A 15,438-nucleotide genomic window follows, 5' to 3' on the forward strand; every position below is an offset into this window, starting at 1 on the left:
ACCGCAATGACGCTTGACTATCTGATCGTCGGGGCCGGACCGGCCGGCCTGCAACTCGCCGCTCTGCTGGAGGCCGACGGCAAGCGCGACTATCTGGTCCTGGAACAGGCGGACATACCCGGGGCGTTCTTCGCCACCTTTCCCCGCCACCGGCAACTGATCTCCATCAACAAGCCGCACACCGGCACGGACGATCCGGAGCTGAACCTGCGGCTGGACTGGAACTCACTGCTCAACGACGATCCGGCGCTGCGGTTCACCGGCTACACGGAACGGTACTTCCCCGACGCCGACGTGATGGTCCGCTATCTGGCGGACTTCGCCGCGAAGACGGGGGCGCGGGTCCGGTACAACTCCCGGGTGACGTCGGTCCGCAAGGTGGACGAGATGTTCGAGGTCCGGGCCGGGGAGGAGGTCTTCCGGGCCCGGCGGGTGATCGTCGCCACCGGCGTCTCCCGGCCGTACCGGCCGGAGATCCCGGGGCTGGAGCTTGCCGAACAGTACGCGGAGATGTCCGTCGACCCGCGCGACTACCTCGACCAGAAGGTGCTGATCATCGGCAAGGGGAACTCCGCGTTCGAGACCGCGGACAGCCTGATGGAGACCACCACGCTGATCCACGTCGCCGGGCCGAGTTCGGTCCGGCTGGCCTGGCGTACGCACTACGTGGGGCACCTGCGCGCGGTGAACAACAACTTCCTGGACACCTATCAACTGAAGTCGGCGAACGCGATCCTGGACGGCACCGTCAAGCGCATCGAGCGCGACGACACCGGTTTCACCGTCACGTTCTCGTTCTCCCGGGCGGACGAGGTGGTCAAGGAACTGCGCTACGACCGGGTGCTCGCCTGCACCGGGTTCGCCTTCGACGCGTCGATCTTCGATGAGACCTGTCGTCCGGCGCTCGCGATCCGGGACCGCTTTCCGGCGCAGACCCCGGAGTGGGAGTCGGTGAACGTACCCGACCTCTTCTTCGCCGGCACGATCTCCCAGGAGCGGGACTTCCGGCGTTCGACGAGCGGGTTCATCCACGGGTTCCGCTACTGCGTCAAGGCGCTGCACCGGATCCTGGAGCGACGGTACGGGGACGCGCCCTGGCCGGCGGAGAAGGTGGACGCCACCCCGGAGCTGATCGCGGACGCCGTCGTCGCGCGGATCAACCGCACCTCCGCCCTGTGGCAGCAGTTCGGCTTCCTCGGTGACGTGGTCACGGTGGCCGGATCGGAGGCGCGCTACCACGACGAGGTGCCGGTCGAGTACTTCGCCCGCACCGGCCTGCGCACCGCGGACCACGACTACGCGGACGCCTTCGTCGTCACCCTTGAATACGGCCCCGAGCACGACCAGGTGGATCCGTTCGACGTCACGGTCAGCCGGGTGGCCCAGGACGCGGTCGGCCAGGCCCACGACGCCGCCTATCTGCATCCGGTCGTCCGCCACCACCGGGCGGGCCGGGTCCTCGCCACCCACCACCTGGCGGAGAACCTGGAGAACCGGTGGGACCGGCCGGACGTCCACGTCGCGCCGCTGGCCGCGTTCCTCGACCGCTGCCTGAGCCGTGTCGAGGGTTGAGATGCGCCAGGTGGACGGCGCGGCGTCGGACGGCCCGGCGTGGGACGGCGCGGCGCTGAGCCTGGCCGAGCTGGCCGCTGACGCGCGGCGTCGGCTGGACCCGGTGCACTGGGACTTCTTCGCCGGTGGGGCCGGCGCGGAACGGACGGTCCGCGCCAACGAGGCGGCCTTCGGCCGGCGCTACCTGGTGCCCCGTGTGCTGCGCGGGGTGCGCCGGCGGGACCTGCGGATCTCGTTGTTCGGCAGCCGGCTCTCGATGCCGGTGCTGATCGCGCCGACCGCGTTCCACCGGCTGGCCCACCCGGCGGGGGAGGTGGCCACCGCGCGCGCCGCCGCCGAGGCGGGCACGATCATGGTGGTCAGCATGGCGGCCACCCGGCCGGTCGAGGAGATCGCCGCCGCCGGCGGACCGCTGTGGTTCCAGCTCTACCCGCAGCCGGACCTCGACTTCACCGCGTCCGTGGTCCGGCGGGCGGAGGCCGCCGGCTGCACCGCCCTGGTGGTCACGGTCGACTCGCCCGTGTTCGGTCGGCGGGAACGCGACCTGCGGCACGGCTTCGTCGACCTGCCGCCCGGGATGGTCTGCGAGAACATGCGCGACGCCGACGGTCGGGTGCGCGCCATCGGGATGGACGCCGGGCTGGACTGGGCCCGGATCGCCTGGCTGCGCGAGGTCACCACGCTGCCGATCCTGCTGAAGGGGGTGCTGCATCCGGCGGACGCGGCGCTCGCCGTCTCGTACGGTGTCGACGGTGTGCTGGTCTCCAACCACGGGGGCCGGCAGCTCGACGGCGCGCTCGCCACCCTGGACGCGTTGCCCGCGGTGGTCGAGGCCGTCGGTGGGCGGCTGCCGGTGCTGCTCGACGGCGGCGTCCGCCGGGGGACCGACGTCCTGGTGGCGCTGGCGCTCGGCGCGAGCGCGGTGCTGGTCGGCCGCCCGGTGCTGTGGGGGCTCGCGGTGGGCGGCGCCGCCGGGGTACGCCACGTGCTCGACCTGCTCCACGCCGACCTGGACCGGGCGCTGGCGCTGGCCGGCGCCGCCGGGCCGGCGGACCTGCGCGGTGACCTGGTCGCCACGGTGGCATGCGGATGAACGTCCTGATCGTCCTGGCGGGGTTCGGAGCGCTGTGGTCCGTCCCGTATTGGCTGCCCCGGACGGTGGTCCGGCTGCGGGAGCGGGTGTTCGTCACGGTCAACGGCGCCGAGGGCGTGCCGGTGCCGGGTCCCACGGTCGGCATGGAACATTTCGAGCGGGTGTACGCGGATCCGGCGGCGGACGGACGAAGCCGGGGGGCCGGGCTGTCGGACCTGTTCTGGTACTGGCTGGCGCCCGGACCGCACATGCACCAGGAACACCTGGAGCCGGGCGAGCGCTACCGGACCGTGGCCGCCACGACCCGGCGGGTGCTCGCGGTACGCGGCCGGCGCTGCGACGACCTCGCGACCGCCGCCACCCGGCGGGTGCTCGACCGGTTGCCGACCGACCGGATCAGCCACGTCCGGCTGCGCGATCTGATGATGCCGGTCTGGGCCGAGGTCTACTACGAACTCGTCTTCGGCGAGGCGTGTCCCCCGGACGCGCGGGCGTTGATCGTCGCCAACGCCGACGACGTGGTCAGCGGGCTGAAGTGCACCGGGCTGCGGCACATGCGCCGGCGGAACCGGTTGACCGGATATCTGTCCGACCGGATCCGGGCGGGCACCTGCCCGGTGACGCTGCCGCCGCCGTTCACCGCCCAGGAGACGGCCTGGTACCTCCAGGGCGCGTTCTTCAACACCGCAGTCGTGCAGATGTCCGAGGCGATGGCGCATGTGCTGCTCGCCCTCGCCACGCATCCCGACGTCCAGGCGGGACTCGACGACGACGACGCGCTGGACCGGGTGATCGACGAGACGCTGCGGGTGCACCCGCTCTTCGGCGTCGCGCACCGGATCACGTCGGCGCCGATCACCCTGCCCACCGGGGTGTCGCTGCCGGCCGGGACGGTACTGCTCTTCAACTACCTGGCGTTCCACCGCGGCGGGGCGGCCGGCGACGACCGGTTCGCCCCGGACCGGTGGCTGACGCTCAAGCGCGGCGACGCGCACTTCATTCCCTACGGGGTCACCGCGAACCGGGCCTGTCCGGCCCGTGGGGTCGCGCCGGTGATGATGCGCGCCGCGACCCGCGAGGTGTTGCGCCGGTACGTCCTGGCCTCCTCGGCCTCCCACACCCGGTCGCTGCCCAGCCGGGGTCCGGCCTATCTGACACCGGTCGGGCGCACCGGCCCGGGGCGGCCACGGCTGGCCGCGATGCGGGTGCGGGACCGGTGGGCCGACGTGGGGCGCAGTGTCCGGCAACTGGTGTTCGGCACCTGGATGGTGATCGACGCCCGTCGCAAGCGTCTGTGCACCACCTACTTCGAGAGGGCGGTCCGATGACCCCAACGGAGCTGGCGCCACGGTTCTTCATCGCGGTGACGGTGATCCTGATCTTCTGCAAGGGCGTCGCCTGGCTGTTGGGCCGGGCGGGCCAGCCGGCCGTGGTCAGCGAGATGCTCGCCGGTGTCCTGCTCGGCCCGTCGCTGCTCGGGCTCCTCCTGCCGGACGTGCAGAACGCCCTGTTCCCGGCTCCCCTGCTTCCGATCCTCTACGTCGTGGGCCAGGTCGGCCTGGTGCTGTTCATGTTCCAGGCCGGGTACGCGTTCAGCGCCCACCGGGTCACCGGGCTCGCCGGCACCGCCGGAGTGGTCTCGCTGGCCGGGGTCACCGGGCCGCTCCTGCTGGGGGTGCTGCTGGTCCTGGTGACGGCCGACGCCGTGCCGATCCGGGCGGACGGGACGTCACTGGGCGTGTCGGCCGCGTTCGTCGGCGTCGCCCTGGCGATCACCGCGTTCCCGATGCTGGCCCGGATCATCACCGAACACGGGCACGCCGGCACCCGGCACGGCACCCTCTCCCTGGCCAGCGGCGCAATCGACGACGTGACCGCCTGGATCATGCTGGCCGCCGTCCTGGCGTTCGCCTCCGGCCGGGCCGGTCCCGCGATCGTCACCGCGGGCGGAGCGGTTCTCTTCGGCCTGCTGCTCTGGCTCGGCGGACGGGGGATCGCCGCCGCGTTGATGACCCGCCGTGGCCTCGACGACCGCGCCCGGCTGCTGGGCACGGTCGCCCTGCTCTTCCTGGTCGCCTGGTACACCGACGAGATCGGGCTGTACGCGGTCTTCGGCGCGTTCGCGGTCGGCGTGGTGATGCCCCGCACCGGGAACACCGACAAGGTGGTGGGCACCCTCACCCCGGTCGCCGCGACGCTCTTCCTGCCGTTGTTCTTCACCTACTCGGGCCTGCGCACGGAGTTCGGGCTGCTCGGTTCCGTGCCGGTGCTGCTCTTCGCGCTGGCCTGCGTGACGGTGGCGATCGTCGGCAAGTTCGGCGCCTGCTGGGCGGCGGCCCGGCTCCGCGGCGAGCCGTCGGGGGTCGCGCTGCGGGTCGGCGCGCTGATGAACGCCCGCGGCCTGATGCAGCTCATCGCGCTGAACGTCGGGTTGGAGGCGGGCATCGTGAGCCCGTCCCTGTTCACCGTGCTGGTGCTTGTCGCGCTCGTCACCACGCTGATGACGACGCCGACGCTGAGCTGGATCGAGCGCCGGGAGGCCCGGCGACCGGAAGCCGTACGCACGCCCGCGCTGGCGGTTTCAGATTATTGAAGAGACAACCACCGGTGCTTTCATCGTCAACTATCTATGAGATTGTGGACCGATGCGGGGTGGAGGATCGAACCGGCTGCTGCTGGTCGAGGACGACGCGGACCTGACGGAGCTACTCACCGAGGCGCTCGGTCACGAGGGCTATCTCGTCGACCGGGCCTCCGACGGTCAGCGCGGGCTGCATCTCGGACTGACCCGATCCTACGACGTGATGGTCATCGACCGGATGCTGCCGGCACTCGACGGGCTCGACCTGGTCACCCGGCTACGCGCCCGGGCCGTCCCGGCCCGGACCCTGATGCTCACCGCGCTCGGCACGGTCGACGACCGGATCGCCGGGCTGGACGCCGGCGCCGACGACTATCTAGTCAAACCCTTCGACCTCGACGAGCTGAGCGCCCGGGTTCGGGCGCTGTGCCGGCGTACGTCCGAGTCGACTCGCGTGCTCCGCATCGGGGCCGGGCTGCTCGACCTGGCGCCACGCGACGCGGTGCTTGCCGACGGCACCCGGGTGGCGCTGTCCACCCGCGAGTTCGAGCTGTTGCGGGTGCTGGCGGCCCGGCCGAACGCCGTACATCCACGGGCCGTGCTGCGCCGTAAGGTCTTCGCGGAGGCCGCCGCCGCGTCCATCGTGGACACCTACGTCTACTACCTCCGACGCAAACTCGGCCGTGCGGTGGTACGCACCGTGCACGGGCTCGGCTACCGTCTCGGCACGCTCTGATGGAGACCGCCGAGCGCGCGATCGTCCGACGGACCCGACTACGGATCGGCCTGCTCGTCGGCCTGACCATCGGTGCCCTGCTGCTGCTGGCCGGCGGCATCTCCTACGCGGTCCTGGTCCACGGCCAGCAGGCGCAGATCCAGCGTGAGCTGGCGTGGGGCACGGCGCACGGCACGATCGCCGGCCCCCCCGCCTGCAGTTGGATCTTCCAGTACGACGGCACCACCGTGCACACCGGCACGAACCCGCCGCCACCGGGCTTCCCGCTGCGGGATGCGCTGGACACCGTGGCGCGCACCCGGACCACCGAGATCACCACGGTCGCGGGTGACGGCACGACCTACCATGTGCGCACCGAGGCCCGCGGCGACACCGTGGTCCAGGCGGTGTTCGACGCCCGTTTCCAGCTGTCCGACCGCCGGCACCTCCTGCTCGCGTTCAGCCTCGCGGCGGCGGTCGGGCTGCTCGCCGCCATGCTGACCGGCGTGCTCGTCGGCCGTCGGGCCGTCGCACCACTCGCGGAGGCGCTGACCCGGCAGCGCCGCTTCGTCGCCGACGCCAGCCACGAACTGCGCACCCCGATCGCCCAGGTGCACACCCGGGCCCAGTTGATCGCCCGGCGGGCGCGCGACGACGGCGCCGCCGCGAACCTGGACGACCTGGAGCGACTGATCGGCACCACCCGCCGACTCGGCGAGATCGTCGACGACCTGCTGCTCTCGGCCCGGCTCGCCGCCGCTCCCGCCGACCGGACACCGGACCCGCCCGTCGACCTCACCTCGCTGATCGGTACGACTGTCGCCGCGGAGACCGAACGTGCCGCCGAACGGCAGGTCACCCTCACCCTGGACACGCCGGGCGACGCACTGCGGGTGCGGGGTGTCGAGTCGGCCCTGCGGCGGGTCGTCGGCGAACTGCTCGCGAACGCGCTCGCCCACACCCCGGCGGGCGGTCGGATCACCGTGACGCTCCGGGCCGTCGACAGCCGCGCCGAGTTCGTGATCGCCGACACCGGGGAAGGGTTCGACCAGGCGGACGCCCGGCGGATCTTCGACCGGTTCCACCGCGGCGCGGGCGCCGGAGACCGCCGCTTCGGCCTGGGACTGGCCCTGCTCCAGGAGGTCGTCACGAGCCACCACGGCACGATCGAGGCCGAGGGTCATCCGGGCCGGGGAGCCCGCTTCACGGTGCGCCTGCCCACGACGCGGTCGCCGGTCACCGCGGGCCGGGCCGCGCGGGTCAGGAACCCGTCGTGACGGGTCGGCGCCGCACCCCGATCGTCACGTGATCGTGACGATTTCGCGCTGGTGCCGTCACCTGCCGGGGAAACGTACCTACCGGCGCGACGAGGCGGAGGAGGGACACGGATGGACAGGCGACGGCACCGTACGCGGTGGGCGCTGGCGGCGGTGCCGGTGGGCATCCTGCTCCTGGCCGGTTGCACGAGCCGGCCGGCGGCGCCGCAGCCCAGCCCGGAGCCGACGTCCACCGTCCGGCTGGGCACGGTCGCCCGGGCCGACGTGGGCGAGCGGCTCACCGTGACCGCCACCGTCGAGCGGGTCATCAGCGACACCGCCTTCGTGGTGCACGACGTGGACCTGACCGAGGGCACGTTGCTCGTGCTGTCGACGGCCGCGCCGGCCCCGGAGCCACCGCAGTTGGTGACCGTGCGCGGCACCGTGGTCGACTTCTCCCATCGCGAACTCGACGGGCGGTACCGGCTCGGTGACTCCGGGCCGTACCGTGCCTTCGAGGGTGGGCGGGCGCTCGCCGCGGACGAGGTCACGGCCTGGGACTGACGCGGGCTACGTCGCCCGGATCCGTCGGACGATGTCGGGCAGGTGTTCCGGCCGCGCCACGGTGCGCAGGTCGGCGAGCACGGCGTCCAGGAGCCGGGTGATCCGCGGCTGATCCTGCCCGGCCCGCCGGATGTCGTCGATCGCGACGGCGAGGAAGCCGTCGAAGACCTGTGTCCGGGCCCGGACGCGTGGGGTGCCGTCGGGGTCGTCGACGAGCATGCGCTGACCGGGTCGGCCGGCGAGGCGGCGCAGTAGGTCGTGCATCTCCTGCACGCTGCGGACAGCGGTGGTGGTGTCGTTGATCCCGGGGGAGAGGGCGCGCTCGGCGATGTCGGTCAGCTGCCGGAACCCGAACCCGACGTCCTGTCCGAGGGTCCGTTCGACGCCCAGGCTCACCGCGACGCACGCCCGTGCGTCCGGCACCGGCGTGGGGGAGGATCTGCCCGGCAGCGGGTGAACCGCGATCAGCGGTTGCCCGGCCACGACGAAGTCGCCCGGCGCGGGCAGGACCGACAGGGCGCAGTCGTGCCCCCGGGCCAGAGCGGCGAGCCGGTCGAGGTCGACGTGGTCGACCATCCCGGGCGCGGTGGCGGTGATCACCTGCACCGGTGGGGCCAGCGGCGCGACGGGTCCGGGCGGCGGGCCGACCGGATACTGGTCCTCGATGACCCGGCGGGTCTGCGCGCCGACCGCCACGATGATGTGCGAGACCCGCATGACCGTCGTGACGTGGTGCAGGTAGTAGACGAACAGCCCGCTGCTGGCGAGCACGAGGACCATCGTCACCGCGAGCGACAGCTCCGGCAGCCGGGCGTCGGAGCCGGCCGGCAGCGCGGCCAGCACCACCATGGCGAACAGCGCGGTCGCCAGGAAGGTGCCCAACGCCGCCTGCGTGATCCGGTCCTGCAGGAAGGTCCGGAGCACCCGGGGCGAGTACTGGCTGCTGGCCAGTTGCACGGCCACCACCGTGATGGAGAAGACCAGCGCGGTGAACGAGATCATCGCGGTGATGATCGACGACAGCAGCGATCGGGCGCCGGCCACGCTGCTGGGCAGGAAACCGCCGGTCGGCAGGCCCAGCCGCAACTCGGCCACCGACAGCCCGAGCGCCAGCAGCACCGCACCCGCGGCGAACGCCGCCGGCACCAACCAGAATCCGGACCAGGCCGCGGTCAGCCGGGCACGAAGGGTACGCGGGGCGGGGTTCATCCCGCCGTAGTCCCCACTGGTGGCCCTTTGCATACCTGCCGAAGGGTCTGTTTACCTGGTGGGGGGAGACTCCGACCGGATTCGCGAAGGGGGTGGGCCGGGACCCCGGCACGCTGATCATGAAGAGTCGACACATCACGGCAACCGTCACCTCGGCCGCCCTGCTGGTGCTGGCCGCCGGCTGCGGCGAGGGCCCGGACCAGCCCGGCGCGAGCCGGGCGACACCGCCGTCGGCGACCTCGACGGCCCCGTCGACAGGTGCGGCGCCCGCGCCGACCATGGCCTCGCCCTCGGCGGCGTCGCCCACGTCGGCGTCACCCCCGTCGGCGTCGAGCCCGTCGGCGTCGCCCTCGGCGTCGTCGAGCCCGTCGCCGTCGAGCCCGCCCGACGCCGGGGCGCGGGACGCCCTGCGTCGTGGCGACACCGGCGACGCGGTCCGGGCGCTGCAGGAGCGGCTGGACCGACTCGGATACTGGGTGGGCGAGTCGGACGGCACCTTCGGCCTGCTCACCGAGCAGGCCGTCTACGCGGTACAGAAGGCCGCCGGTCTCCGGCCCGACGGGATCGTCGGCGCGAAGACCCGGGCCGCGCTCGACGACGGGAAACGCCCGGACGCCCGCAGCACCGACGGTCACCTCGCCGAGGTGGACCTGGACCGGCAACTGCTCATGATCGTCGACGACGGCGAGGTGAGCCGGATCTTCAACACCTCGACCGGCACGTTCGAGAACTACACCTACCAGGGTGAGACCTACCTGGCGGACACCCCGCGCGGCAAATGGACGATCGACTGGCAGGTCGACGGTTGGCGCGACGGCCCGCTCGGTCGGTTGTACCGGCCGAAGTACTTCCAGGAGCAGGGGATCGCGATCCACGGCTACACAAGCGTCCCGCCGTACCCGGCGTCGCACGGATGCGTCCGGGTGACACTGCCGGCGATGGACTGGCTGTGGGCCCAGGACGAACTGCCGAAGAAGACCCGCGTCTGGGTGTACTGAGCGCTCACCGAGCCGGACGCCGCGAAGCGGGTGTGGCAGGGGGCACGGCGGGCAGCGGGCGGGTATGAGCCCGCTGCTGCTCGCGTACGTCCTGGTCGGGTGCCTCGGGGTCCGGTCGGCGTTCTGGTCGGCCGTCCGCCGGACCGTGCTGTCCGAGCCGCTGCTGGCGCTCCGGAAGCCGCTCGGGACGAACTGGGCCACGGCGATGCCGGGCCGCCGCGGTACGCCGCCGGGCACCACGAGATCTCGAAGCGGTAGCTGGACCGCATGGTCGAGGTACACCGTCCGCGTCGCCCGGCGGGAAGGCCGGCGGTCGGCGCGGTGGGCTGGCAGGGTGGAGGCACCGATTCGGGAAGGAACAGGACGGATGGAACGGTACGCGCCGGTGCTGGCCATGCTCGGGCTGGCCGTCGCCGGAGTGGGCACGCTGTACCTGGCGCACCTGCGCACGGCGGTGGCCGTCGCGCCGTCGACCGTCGCCGCGTTCCGGTCCGGGTTGCCGCCCCGCGAGCACGCCGTCTCCCGCTTCCACGTCCGCTGGTATGCGGTCAGCCTGCTCTTCCTCGCCTTCGACGTGGAGATGCTGTTCATGTACCCGTGGGCGGTGGTGGTCGCTGACGTCGGCACGCCCGCCGTGGTGGAGATGTTCGTCTTCCTCGGCCTGCTGATGGCCGGCGTCGTCTACGGCTGGCGGGAGGGCGCGTTGCGGTGGGCCTGACCGGTGACGTCCTGGCCCGCTGGGCGGGCCGCCGGCCGCACCTGCTGGTCGCCGCCGTGCCCGGCGCCACCGTCGCCCGCCTGGCCGTGGAGGCGCACGCCGATCGGGCCGGGTGGCCGCTCGCGGCGTCCCCGGCGGACGCCGACCTGCTTGTGGTCGCCGGCGAACCGGGACCGGAGCTGGCGGCGGCGATCGAGCGGGTGTGGGTGCAGTTCCCGGGGCCCCGGGCGCGGGCGCGGATCACCGACCCGGCCGCCGTGGAGTCCGGGTTGCGCGCGGCCGTCGCCCGGTTGACCGGGGCGGGCGGCGAGCCGCACGGCGGCGGGCCGGGACCGTCCGGACACGGCGACCACGACGGGATGTCCATGCCGGGCGGCCTGACGATGGCCGAGCGGGCTGAGGACCGCGACGGGCTGAAACTGGACGTGCTGCACCTGGCGCTCGGTCCGGTGCTCGCGGACTGGCCCGCCGGCCTGGTCGTGGAGCTGGCCGTGCAGGGCGACGTGGTGCAGTCGGCGGACGCCCGGGTGCTGCCCCCGGCCGATCCGGCGGCGGTGCGGCCGTACCCGGACGTGGACCATCCTGAGCTGCGCCGACGCCGGCAGGCGGTGGCCCACCTCGACGCGCTCGGCCGGCTCTGGGCGGTGGCGGGCTGGCCGGCGGGCGCGGCCACCGCGCGGCGGCTGCGCGACGCGCTCGTCGACAACGTGTCATTCGCCACGGCGTACGCCGGTTTCCGGCCGCTGGACCGGCGGGCCCGGCGCTCGCGTGCGTTGCGCCGCGCCACCGACGGCCTGGGCGTGCTGCCCGAGGTGACGGCGGGGCGTGCGGGGCTGGCCGGTCCGGCGGCGGTGTGCGGCGACGCGACCGACCGGTGGCGGCGCCGGTTGGCCGAGACGGACCGGCTGCTGGCCGGCGGTGACCCGGCCGCGCCGGAGCCGGACGCGGCGGCGGTGCTGGCGGTGGCCGCCCGGCTGACGGTCGGGCTCGACCTGGCCGCGGCCCGGGTGGTGCTGGCCTCGTTCGACCCCGACCCGGACGCGGTGGTGGCCGCGGGGGTGCGGTCGTGACCGCCGGTCCGTGGTGGGGTGTGCTACCGGCCGCCGGGGTGCTGCTCGGTCTCGCGCTGGCCGCCGCGGTGCTGGCGGGGCTGCTGGACCCGGCCGGCGGCCCGACGGTCGCGTACCGGGCCGGACGGCCGCTGTGGGAGACGGCCCGGCTGCTGCGGCAGCGCCGTCGGCGTGTGGTGGCGGCGGACCTGCTGCTGTGGCGGCTCGGGCTGGCCGGGCCGCTGGTGGTGGCGCTGCTGATGGTCGTGGTGGTGCCGCTGGGCGACCGGGTGGTGGCCGACCTGCCGGTCGGGGTGGTCTGGTTCAACGCGATGGACGTGCTGCTCTGGGCGGCGGTGTGGCTCGCCGGGTGGGGCAGCAACAGCGGGTACGGCCTGGTCGGGGGCTACCGGTTCCTGGCCCAGGCGCTCGGCTACGAGTTGCCGCTGATGTTCGCGCTGACCGCCCCGGCGGTGGCGGCCGGCAGTCTGCGGATCGCCGACGTGGTGGCGGCCCAACGGGGACTGTGGTTCGTGGTGTGGATGCCGGTGGCGTTCCTGGTCATGCTCGGCGCGGTGCTCGCGTTCAGCATGTCCGGGCCGTTCGCCTACCCGGACGGGCGGGACGTGGCCGGCGGCGTGCTGGCCGAACCGTCCGGCGTGGACCGGCTGGTCCTGCTCGCCGGCCGGTACGCGCTGCTGGCGGCGGGCGCGGCGACGGCGGTGGCGCTGTTCCTCGGCGGCGGGTCGGGGCCGCTGCTGCCGGCGTGGCTGTGGAGCGTGGTGAAGACGGGCGCCGTGCTGGCCGCGCTGGTGGCGCTGCGCGGCCGGGTGCCGGTGCTGCGGGCGGACCGGCTGATGCGGGTGGCCTGGCTGGTGGTGCTGCCCGCCACGCTGGCGCAGGTGCTCGTGGTGGCCGTGCTCGTGGTGGGGAGGGGTTGAGGTGGCGGTCGTCGCCTTCGTCGTGCTGGCGCTTGTCGCCGTGGCGTCCGGTGTCGCGGTGTTCACCGTGGACTCGATGGCCCGGGCGACGTTCGCGCTGGCGCTGTCGTTCGTCGCGGTCGGTGGCGAGCTGCTCCTGCTCGACCTGGGTTATCTGGGCGTGGTGACCGTCCTGATGATGGTCATGGAGATGGCCATCATGGCGGTCTTCATGGTGATGTTCATGATGAACCCGGCCGGTCTGATGCCGATGTCGATGCTGCACAACCGGCGCGGCGCGCTGGCGGTCTCGGTGGGCGTCTTCGTCGTGCTGGCGGCCGGCTCGGTGCTCGTGCCGTGGCCCACCCGCCGGGGCGAGCCGCCCGCCGATCCGACCCGGGCCCTGGGCGAGGCGATCATGGGTTCGAAGATGCTGGTCATGATGGCGGTCTCGGCGGTGCTGTTCGCCACCATGGTCGCCGCGTTGGTGCTCGCCACCGCCCGGGGCCGGTACGACCGCGCGGACTCCCCGGAGCGCCCGTGACGCTGCCGATGTTCCTGCTGCTCGCCTCCGCGCTGTTCAGCGTCGGCCTGTACGGCGCGTTGAGCCAGCAGGCGGTCGTGATGGTGATGATGGGCCTCGAACTCATGATCAACGGGGTGATAGTGGCCGCCGCGGCCCTCTGGTGGTTCCTGGCCCCGCAGCAGCCGGACGGGCAGGTGCTGGTGCTTGTGGTGATCGCCGCGATGACGGTGGAGATGGCGATGGGCTTCGCCGTGGTGACCCTGCTGTTCCGGTCGAGCGACGCGGACATGACCGACATGGCGGGGGAGCTGCGCGGATGAGCGCCGCGTTGTGGGCCCTGGTCGTCCTCCCGGCCGCCGCCGGAGGGACGCTGCTGCTCGGCGGGCGACGGGCCGACCGGGTCGCGCCGGCGCTGGCGCTTGCCGTGGCCGCGCTTGTCACCGCCCTGGCCGCGACGGTGGCGCTGACCCGGCCGTCCGCCGAAGCGCCGTTCCTGGCCGGCGCGCGGTGGGGGCTGTCCGTCGACGGGCTCGCCGCGCTCGTCGTACCGGCGGTGGCCGCGGTGGCGCTGCTGGTGCTCGCGTACGCCGCCACCGAGATCCACTCCGACCGGTCCCGGTTCCACGGGCTGATGCTCGTCTTCCTCGCCGCCGTGCTGCTCACCGCCACCGCGACGACGCTGCCCGTGCTGCTGCTGGGCTGGGAGATCATGGGCGCGATGTCGTACGCGCTGATCGCGTACCACTGGCGGCGCGACGACGCCGTCGCCGCGGGCGGCACCGCGTTCCTCACCACCCGCGTCGGCGACCTCGGGCTCTACCTGGCGGCCGGGGCCGGACTGGCCGGCGGCACGCTCGACCTGACCGGGCTCGCCGGCCTGCCGCCCGGCTGGCGGGACCTAGCCGCCGCCGGGGTGCTGGCCGCCGGCTTCGGCAAGGCGGCCCAACTGCCGTTCTCGTTCTGGCTGTCCCGGGCCATGCTCGGCCCGAGCCCGGTCAGCGCGCTGCTGCACTCCGCCGCGATGGTGGCGATGGGCGGCTACCTGCTCGTCCGCGCGCACCCGCTGCTCGTCGCGACCGGCTGGGCGGTGGACGTGGCCGCCTGGGTCGGCGCGCTGACCGCCCTGGCGCTCGGCGCGGTGGCGCTGGCCCAGACCGACCTGAAGCAACTGCTTGCCGCGTCCACAAGCGCCCAGCTCGGCTATGTGGTGCTGGGCGCGGCCGTCGCCCCGGCCGGCGCGGTCGCGCACCTGATCGGCCACGCGGCCACCAAGGCGCTGCTGTTCCTCGCCGCCGGGGCGTGGCTGACCGCGCTCGGCACCCGCCAGTTGTCCGCGCTGCGTGGCGCGGGCCGGCGTTACCCGCTGGTCGGCGCCGGGTCCACGGTAGGCGCCCTGGCGCTGGCCGGGGTGCCGCCACTGGCGTTGTGGGCCACCAAGGACGAGGTGCTCGCCGGGGCCCGCGAGCGGTCCCCGGCGCTGTACCTGGTCGGCCTGGCCGGCGCGTTGCTCGCCGCCCTCTACGCCGGTCGGGCGCTCGCGGTGGTCCTGCGCCCGGTGCCGCCCGGCGTCGAGTCCGGGTACGACACCGAGCGCGCCGGCACCCGCGAGGTGACCGCCGGGCAGCGGGGCCCGCTGGTGCCGCTGGCGGTCGGGGCGGCGGTGCTCGGCGTGCTGGCGCTGCCACCGCTGTCCGGGGCGGTGGCCGACGCGGTCGGGTCGGGCCCGGCCCCGCCGACCCGGGTCACCGAACTGGCCCTGTCCGGCCTGCTGGCGCTCGCCGGTGTGACGCTTGCGGTCGCCGCGCCGGGCCGGCTGCCGGCCCCGGGCTGGGCGCGGGCCTGGCTGGGGCTCGACCGGGCCGCCCGGCTGCTCGTGGTCCGGCCGACGCTGGCGCTGGCCCGGGGGCTGGCCCGGTTCGACGACCGCGTGCTCGACCGGGCCGTGCACGCCGCGCCGGGCGCGGTTCGCGGCGTCGCCCGAGGGCTCGCCCGGTTCGACGACGCGGGGCTCGACCGTGGGGTCGCCGCCGTGCCGGCGCTGACCCGGCGGGCCGCGGACGCCCTGGCCCGGGTGGACGACCACGGGGTGGACGCCCTGGTGCGCCGGCTCGCCCGGGCCGCCCGCCGGCTCGGCGTGCTGGCCCGCCGGCCGCAGACCGGCATGGTCCACGAGTACTACGTCCAGGTGGTGCTCGTGCTGGGCGCCGCCGTGCTGATCCTGCTGCTGGCGAGGTGAC

General features: G+C 73.9%; 15 protein-coding genes. 14 read left to right on the forward strand and 1 reads right to left on the reverse strand.

The genetic code is table 11. The annotated features are described in order from the left end of the window. Positions 1 to 6: 6 nt before the first annotated feature. From O7613_RS07150 to O7613_RS07180, 7 genes are all read left to right on the forward strand, one after another. Positions 7 to 1,572, forward strand: a complete 1,566-nt coding sequence (locus O7613_RS07150; RefSeq protein ID WP_282292869.1) for an NAD(P)-binding domain-containing protein — start codon at positions 7 to 9, stop codon at positions 1,570 to 1,572. 1 nt (position 1,573) lies between these two features. Then, positions 1,574 to 2,665 (forward strand): alpha-hydroxy acid oxidase, encoded by a 1,092-nt coding sequence (locus tag O7613_RS07155; protein ID WP_281583559.1) that lies wholly within the window; start codon positions 1,574 to 1,576, stop codon positions 2,663 to 2,665. Further along, on the forward strand, positions 2,662 to 3,993 hold the full coding sequence (locus O7613_RS07160; RefSeq protein WP_282292871.1) for a cytochrome P450: 1,332 nt from the start codon (positions 2,662 to 2,664) through the stop codon (positions 3,991 to 3,993). Before O7613_RS07155 ends, O7613_RS07160 begins: the two co-directional genes overlap by 4 nt. Then, positions 3,990 to 5,258 carry a cation:proton antiporter gene (locus O7613_RS07165; protein ID WP_282292872.1) on the forward strand — a complete coding sequence of 423 codons (1,269 nt, stop codon included), beginning with the start codon at positions 3,990 to 3,992 and terminating at the stop codon, positions 5,256 to 5,258. The genes O7613_RS07160 and O7613_RS07165 overlap by 4 nt, the downstream gene beginning before the upstream one ends. 52 nt (positions 5,259 to 5,310) lie before the next feature. Beyond that, complete coding sequence (locus O7613_RS07170; RefSeq protein WP_282292873.1) at positions 5,311 to 5,982, forward strand: response regulator transcription factor; 672 nt, start codon at positions 5,311 to 5,313, stop codon at positions 5,980 to 5,982. Further along, the gene (locus tag O7613_RS07175) at positions 5,982 to 7,238 is read left to right on the forward strand and encodes a HAMP domain-containing sensor histidine kinase (protein ID WP_282292874.1); all 1,257 of its coding nucleotides are present in this window, start codon (positions 5,982 to 5,984) and stop codon (positions 7,236 to 7,238) included. Before O7613_RS07170 ends, O7613_RS07175 begins: the two co-directional genes overlap by 1 nt. Before the next feature lie 111 nt (positions 7,239 to 7,349). Beyond that, on the forward strand, positions 7,350 to 7,781 hold the full coding sequence (locus O7613_RS07180) for a hypothetical protein (protein ID WP_282292876.1): 432 nt from the start codon (positions 7,350 to 7,352) through the stop codon (positions 7,779 to 7,781). A gap of 6 nt (positions 7,782 to 7,787) precedes the next feature. On the opposite strand, the gene O7613_RS07185 is transcribed toward O7613_RS07180, so the two are convergent. Then, positions 7,788 to 9,023, reverse strand: a complete 1,236-nt coding sequence (locus tag O7613_RS07185) for a DUF2254 domain-containing protein (protein WP_282292877.1) — start codon at positions 9,021 to 9,023, stop codon at positions 7,788 to 7,790. An 86-nt stretch (positions 9,024 to 9,109) separates the two neighbouring features. On the opposite strand from O7613_RS07185, the gene O7613_RS07190 reads away from it, so the two are divergent. The 7 genes from O7613_RS07190 to O7613_RS07220 all read left to right on the forward strand — a co-directional run bounded on the left by O7613_RS07190 (position 9,110) and on the right by O7613_RS07220 (position 15,437). Then, positions 9,110 to 9,988, forward strand: coding sequence for a L,D-transpeptidase family protein (locus O7613_RS07190; protein ID WP_282292880.1), 879 nt, complete (start codon positions 9,110 to 9,112; stop codon positions 9,986 to 9,988). 394 nt (positions 9,989 to 10,382) lie between these two features. Then, positions 10,383 to 10,706 carry an NADH-quinone oxidoreductase subunit A gene (locus O7613_RS07195; RefSeq protein ID WP_282294502.1) on the forward strand — a complete coding sequence of 108 codons (324 nt, stop codon included), beginning with the start codon at positions 10,383 to 10,385 and terminating at the stop codon, positions 10,704 to 10,706. Continuing rightward, on the forward strand, positions 10,697 to 11,776 hold the full coding sequence (locus tag O7613_RS07200; RefSeq protein ID WP_282292882.1) for a hypothetical protein: 1,080 nt from the start codon (positions 10,697 to 10,699) through the stop codon (positions 11,774 to 11,776). The genes O7613_RS07195 and O7613_RS07200 overlap by 10 nt, the downstream gene beginning before the upstream one ends. Next, positions 11,773 to 12,696 (forward strand): NADH-quinone oxidoreductase subunit H, encoded by a 924-nt coding sequence (locus O7613_RS07205; protein ID WP_281583549.1) that lies wholly within the window; start codon positions 11,773 to 11,775, stop codon positions 12,694 to 12,696. Before O7613_RS07200 ends, O7613_RS07205 begins: the two co-directional genes overlap by 4 nt. A gap of 1 nt (position 12,697) precedes the next feature. Beyond that, positions 12,698 to 13,219, forward strand: a complete 522-nt coding sequence (locus O7613_RS07210) for an NADH-quinone oxidoreductase subunit J (RefSeq protein ID WP_281583548.1) — start codon at positions 12,698 to 12,700, stop codon at positions 13,217 to 13,219. Next, positions 13,216 to 13,521: an NADH-quinone oxidoreductase subunit NuoK gene (gene nuoK, locus O7613_RS07215; RefSeq protein ID WP_282281668.1), complete on the forward strand. Its 306-nt coding sequence runs from the start codon at positions 13,216 to 13,218 to the stop codon at positions 13,519 to 13,521. Before O7613_RS07210 ends, nuoK begins: the two co-directional genes overlap by 4 nt. Continuing rightward, positions 13,518 to 15,437 carry a proton-conducting transporter membrane subunit gene (locus O7613_RS07220; protein ID WP_282292885.1) on the forward strand — a complete coding sequence of 640 codons (1,920 nt, stop codon included), beginning with the start codon at positions 13,518 to 13,520 and terminating at the stop codon, positions 15,435 to 15,437. The genes nuoK and O7613_RS07220 overlap by 4 nt, the downstream gene beginning before the upstream one ends. The last annotated feature ends 1 nt before the right edge of the window (position 15,438 follow it).

The sequence above is a fragment of the Micromonospora sp. WMMD975 genome (assembly GCF_029581215.1).
GTDB lineage: Bacteria > Actinomycetota > Actinomycetes > Mycobacteriales > Micromonosporaceae > Micromonospora.

Bases quoted from the DNA above. Each gene is read 5' to 3' on its own strand.
- O7613_RS07175 (WP_282292874.1), top strand. From the start codon at position 5,982: ATGGAGACCGCCGAGCGCGCGATCGTCCGACGGACCCGACTACGGATC.
- O7613_RS07160 (WP_282292871.1), top strand. From the start codon at position 2,662: ATGAACGTCCTGATCGTCCTGGCGGGGTTCGGAGCGCTGTGGTCCGTC.
- O7613_RS07165 (WP_282292872.1), top strand. From the start codon at position 3,990: ATGACCCCAACGGAGCTGGCGCCACGGTTCTTCATCGCGGTGACGGTG.
- O7613_RS07180 (WP_282292876.1), top strand. From the start codon at position 7,350: ATGGACAGGCGACGGCACCGTACGCGGTGGGCGCTGGCGGCGGTGCCG.
- O7613_RS07185 (WP_282292877.1), bottom strand. From the start codon at position 9,023: ATGCAAAGGGCCACCAGTGGGGACTACGGCGGGATGAACCCCGCCCCG.
- O7613_RS07150 (WP_282292869.1), top strand. From the start codon at position 7: ATGACGCTTGACTATCTGATCGTCGGGGCCGGACCGGCCGGCCTGCAA.
- O7613_RS07195 (WP_282294502.1), top strand. From the start codon at position 10,383: ATGCTCGGGCTGGCCGTCGCCGGAGTGGGCACGCTGTACCTGGCGCAC.
- O7613_RS07155 (WP_281583559.1), top strand. From the start codon at position 1,574: ATGCGCCAGGTGGACGGCGCGGCGTCGGACGGCCCGGCGTGGGACGGC.
- O7613_RS07170 (WP_282292873.1), top strand. From the start codon at position 5,311: ATGCGGGGTGGAGGATCGAACCGGCTGCTGCTGGTCGAGGACGACGCG.
- O7613_RS07220 (WP_282292885.1), top strand. From the start codon at position 13,518: ATGAGCGCCGCGTTGTGGGCCCTGGTCGTCCTCCCGGCCGCCGCCGGA.
- O7613_RS07190 (WP_282292880.1), top strand. From the start codon at position 9,110: ATGAAGAGTCGACACATCACGGCAACCGTCACCTCGGCCGCCCTGCTG.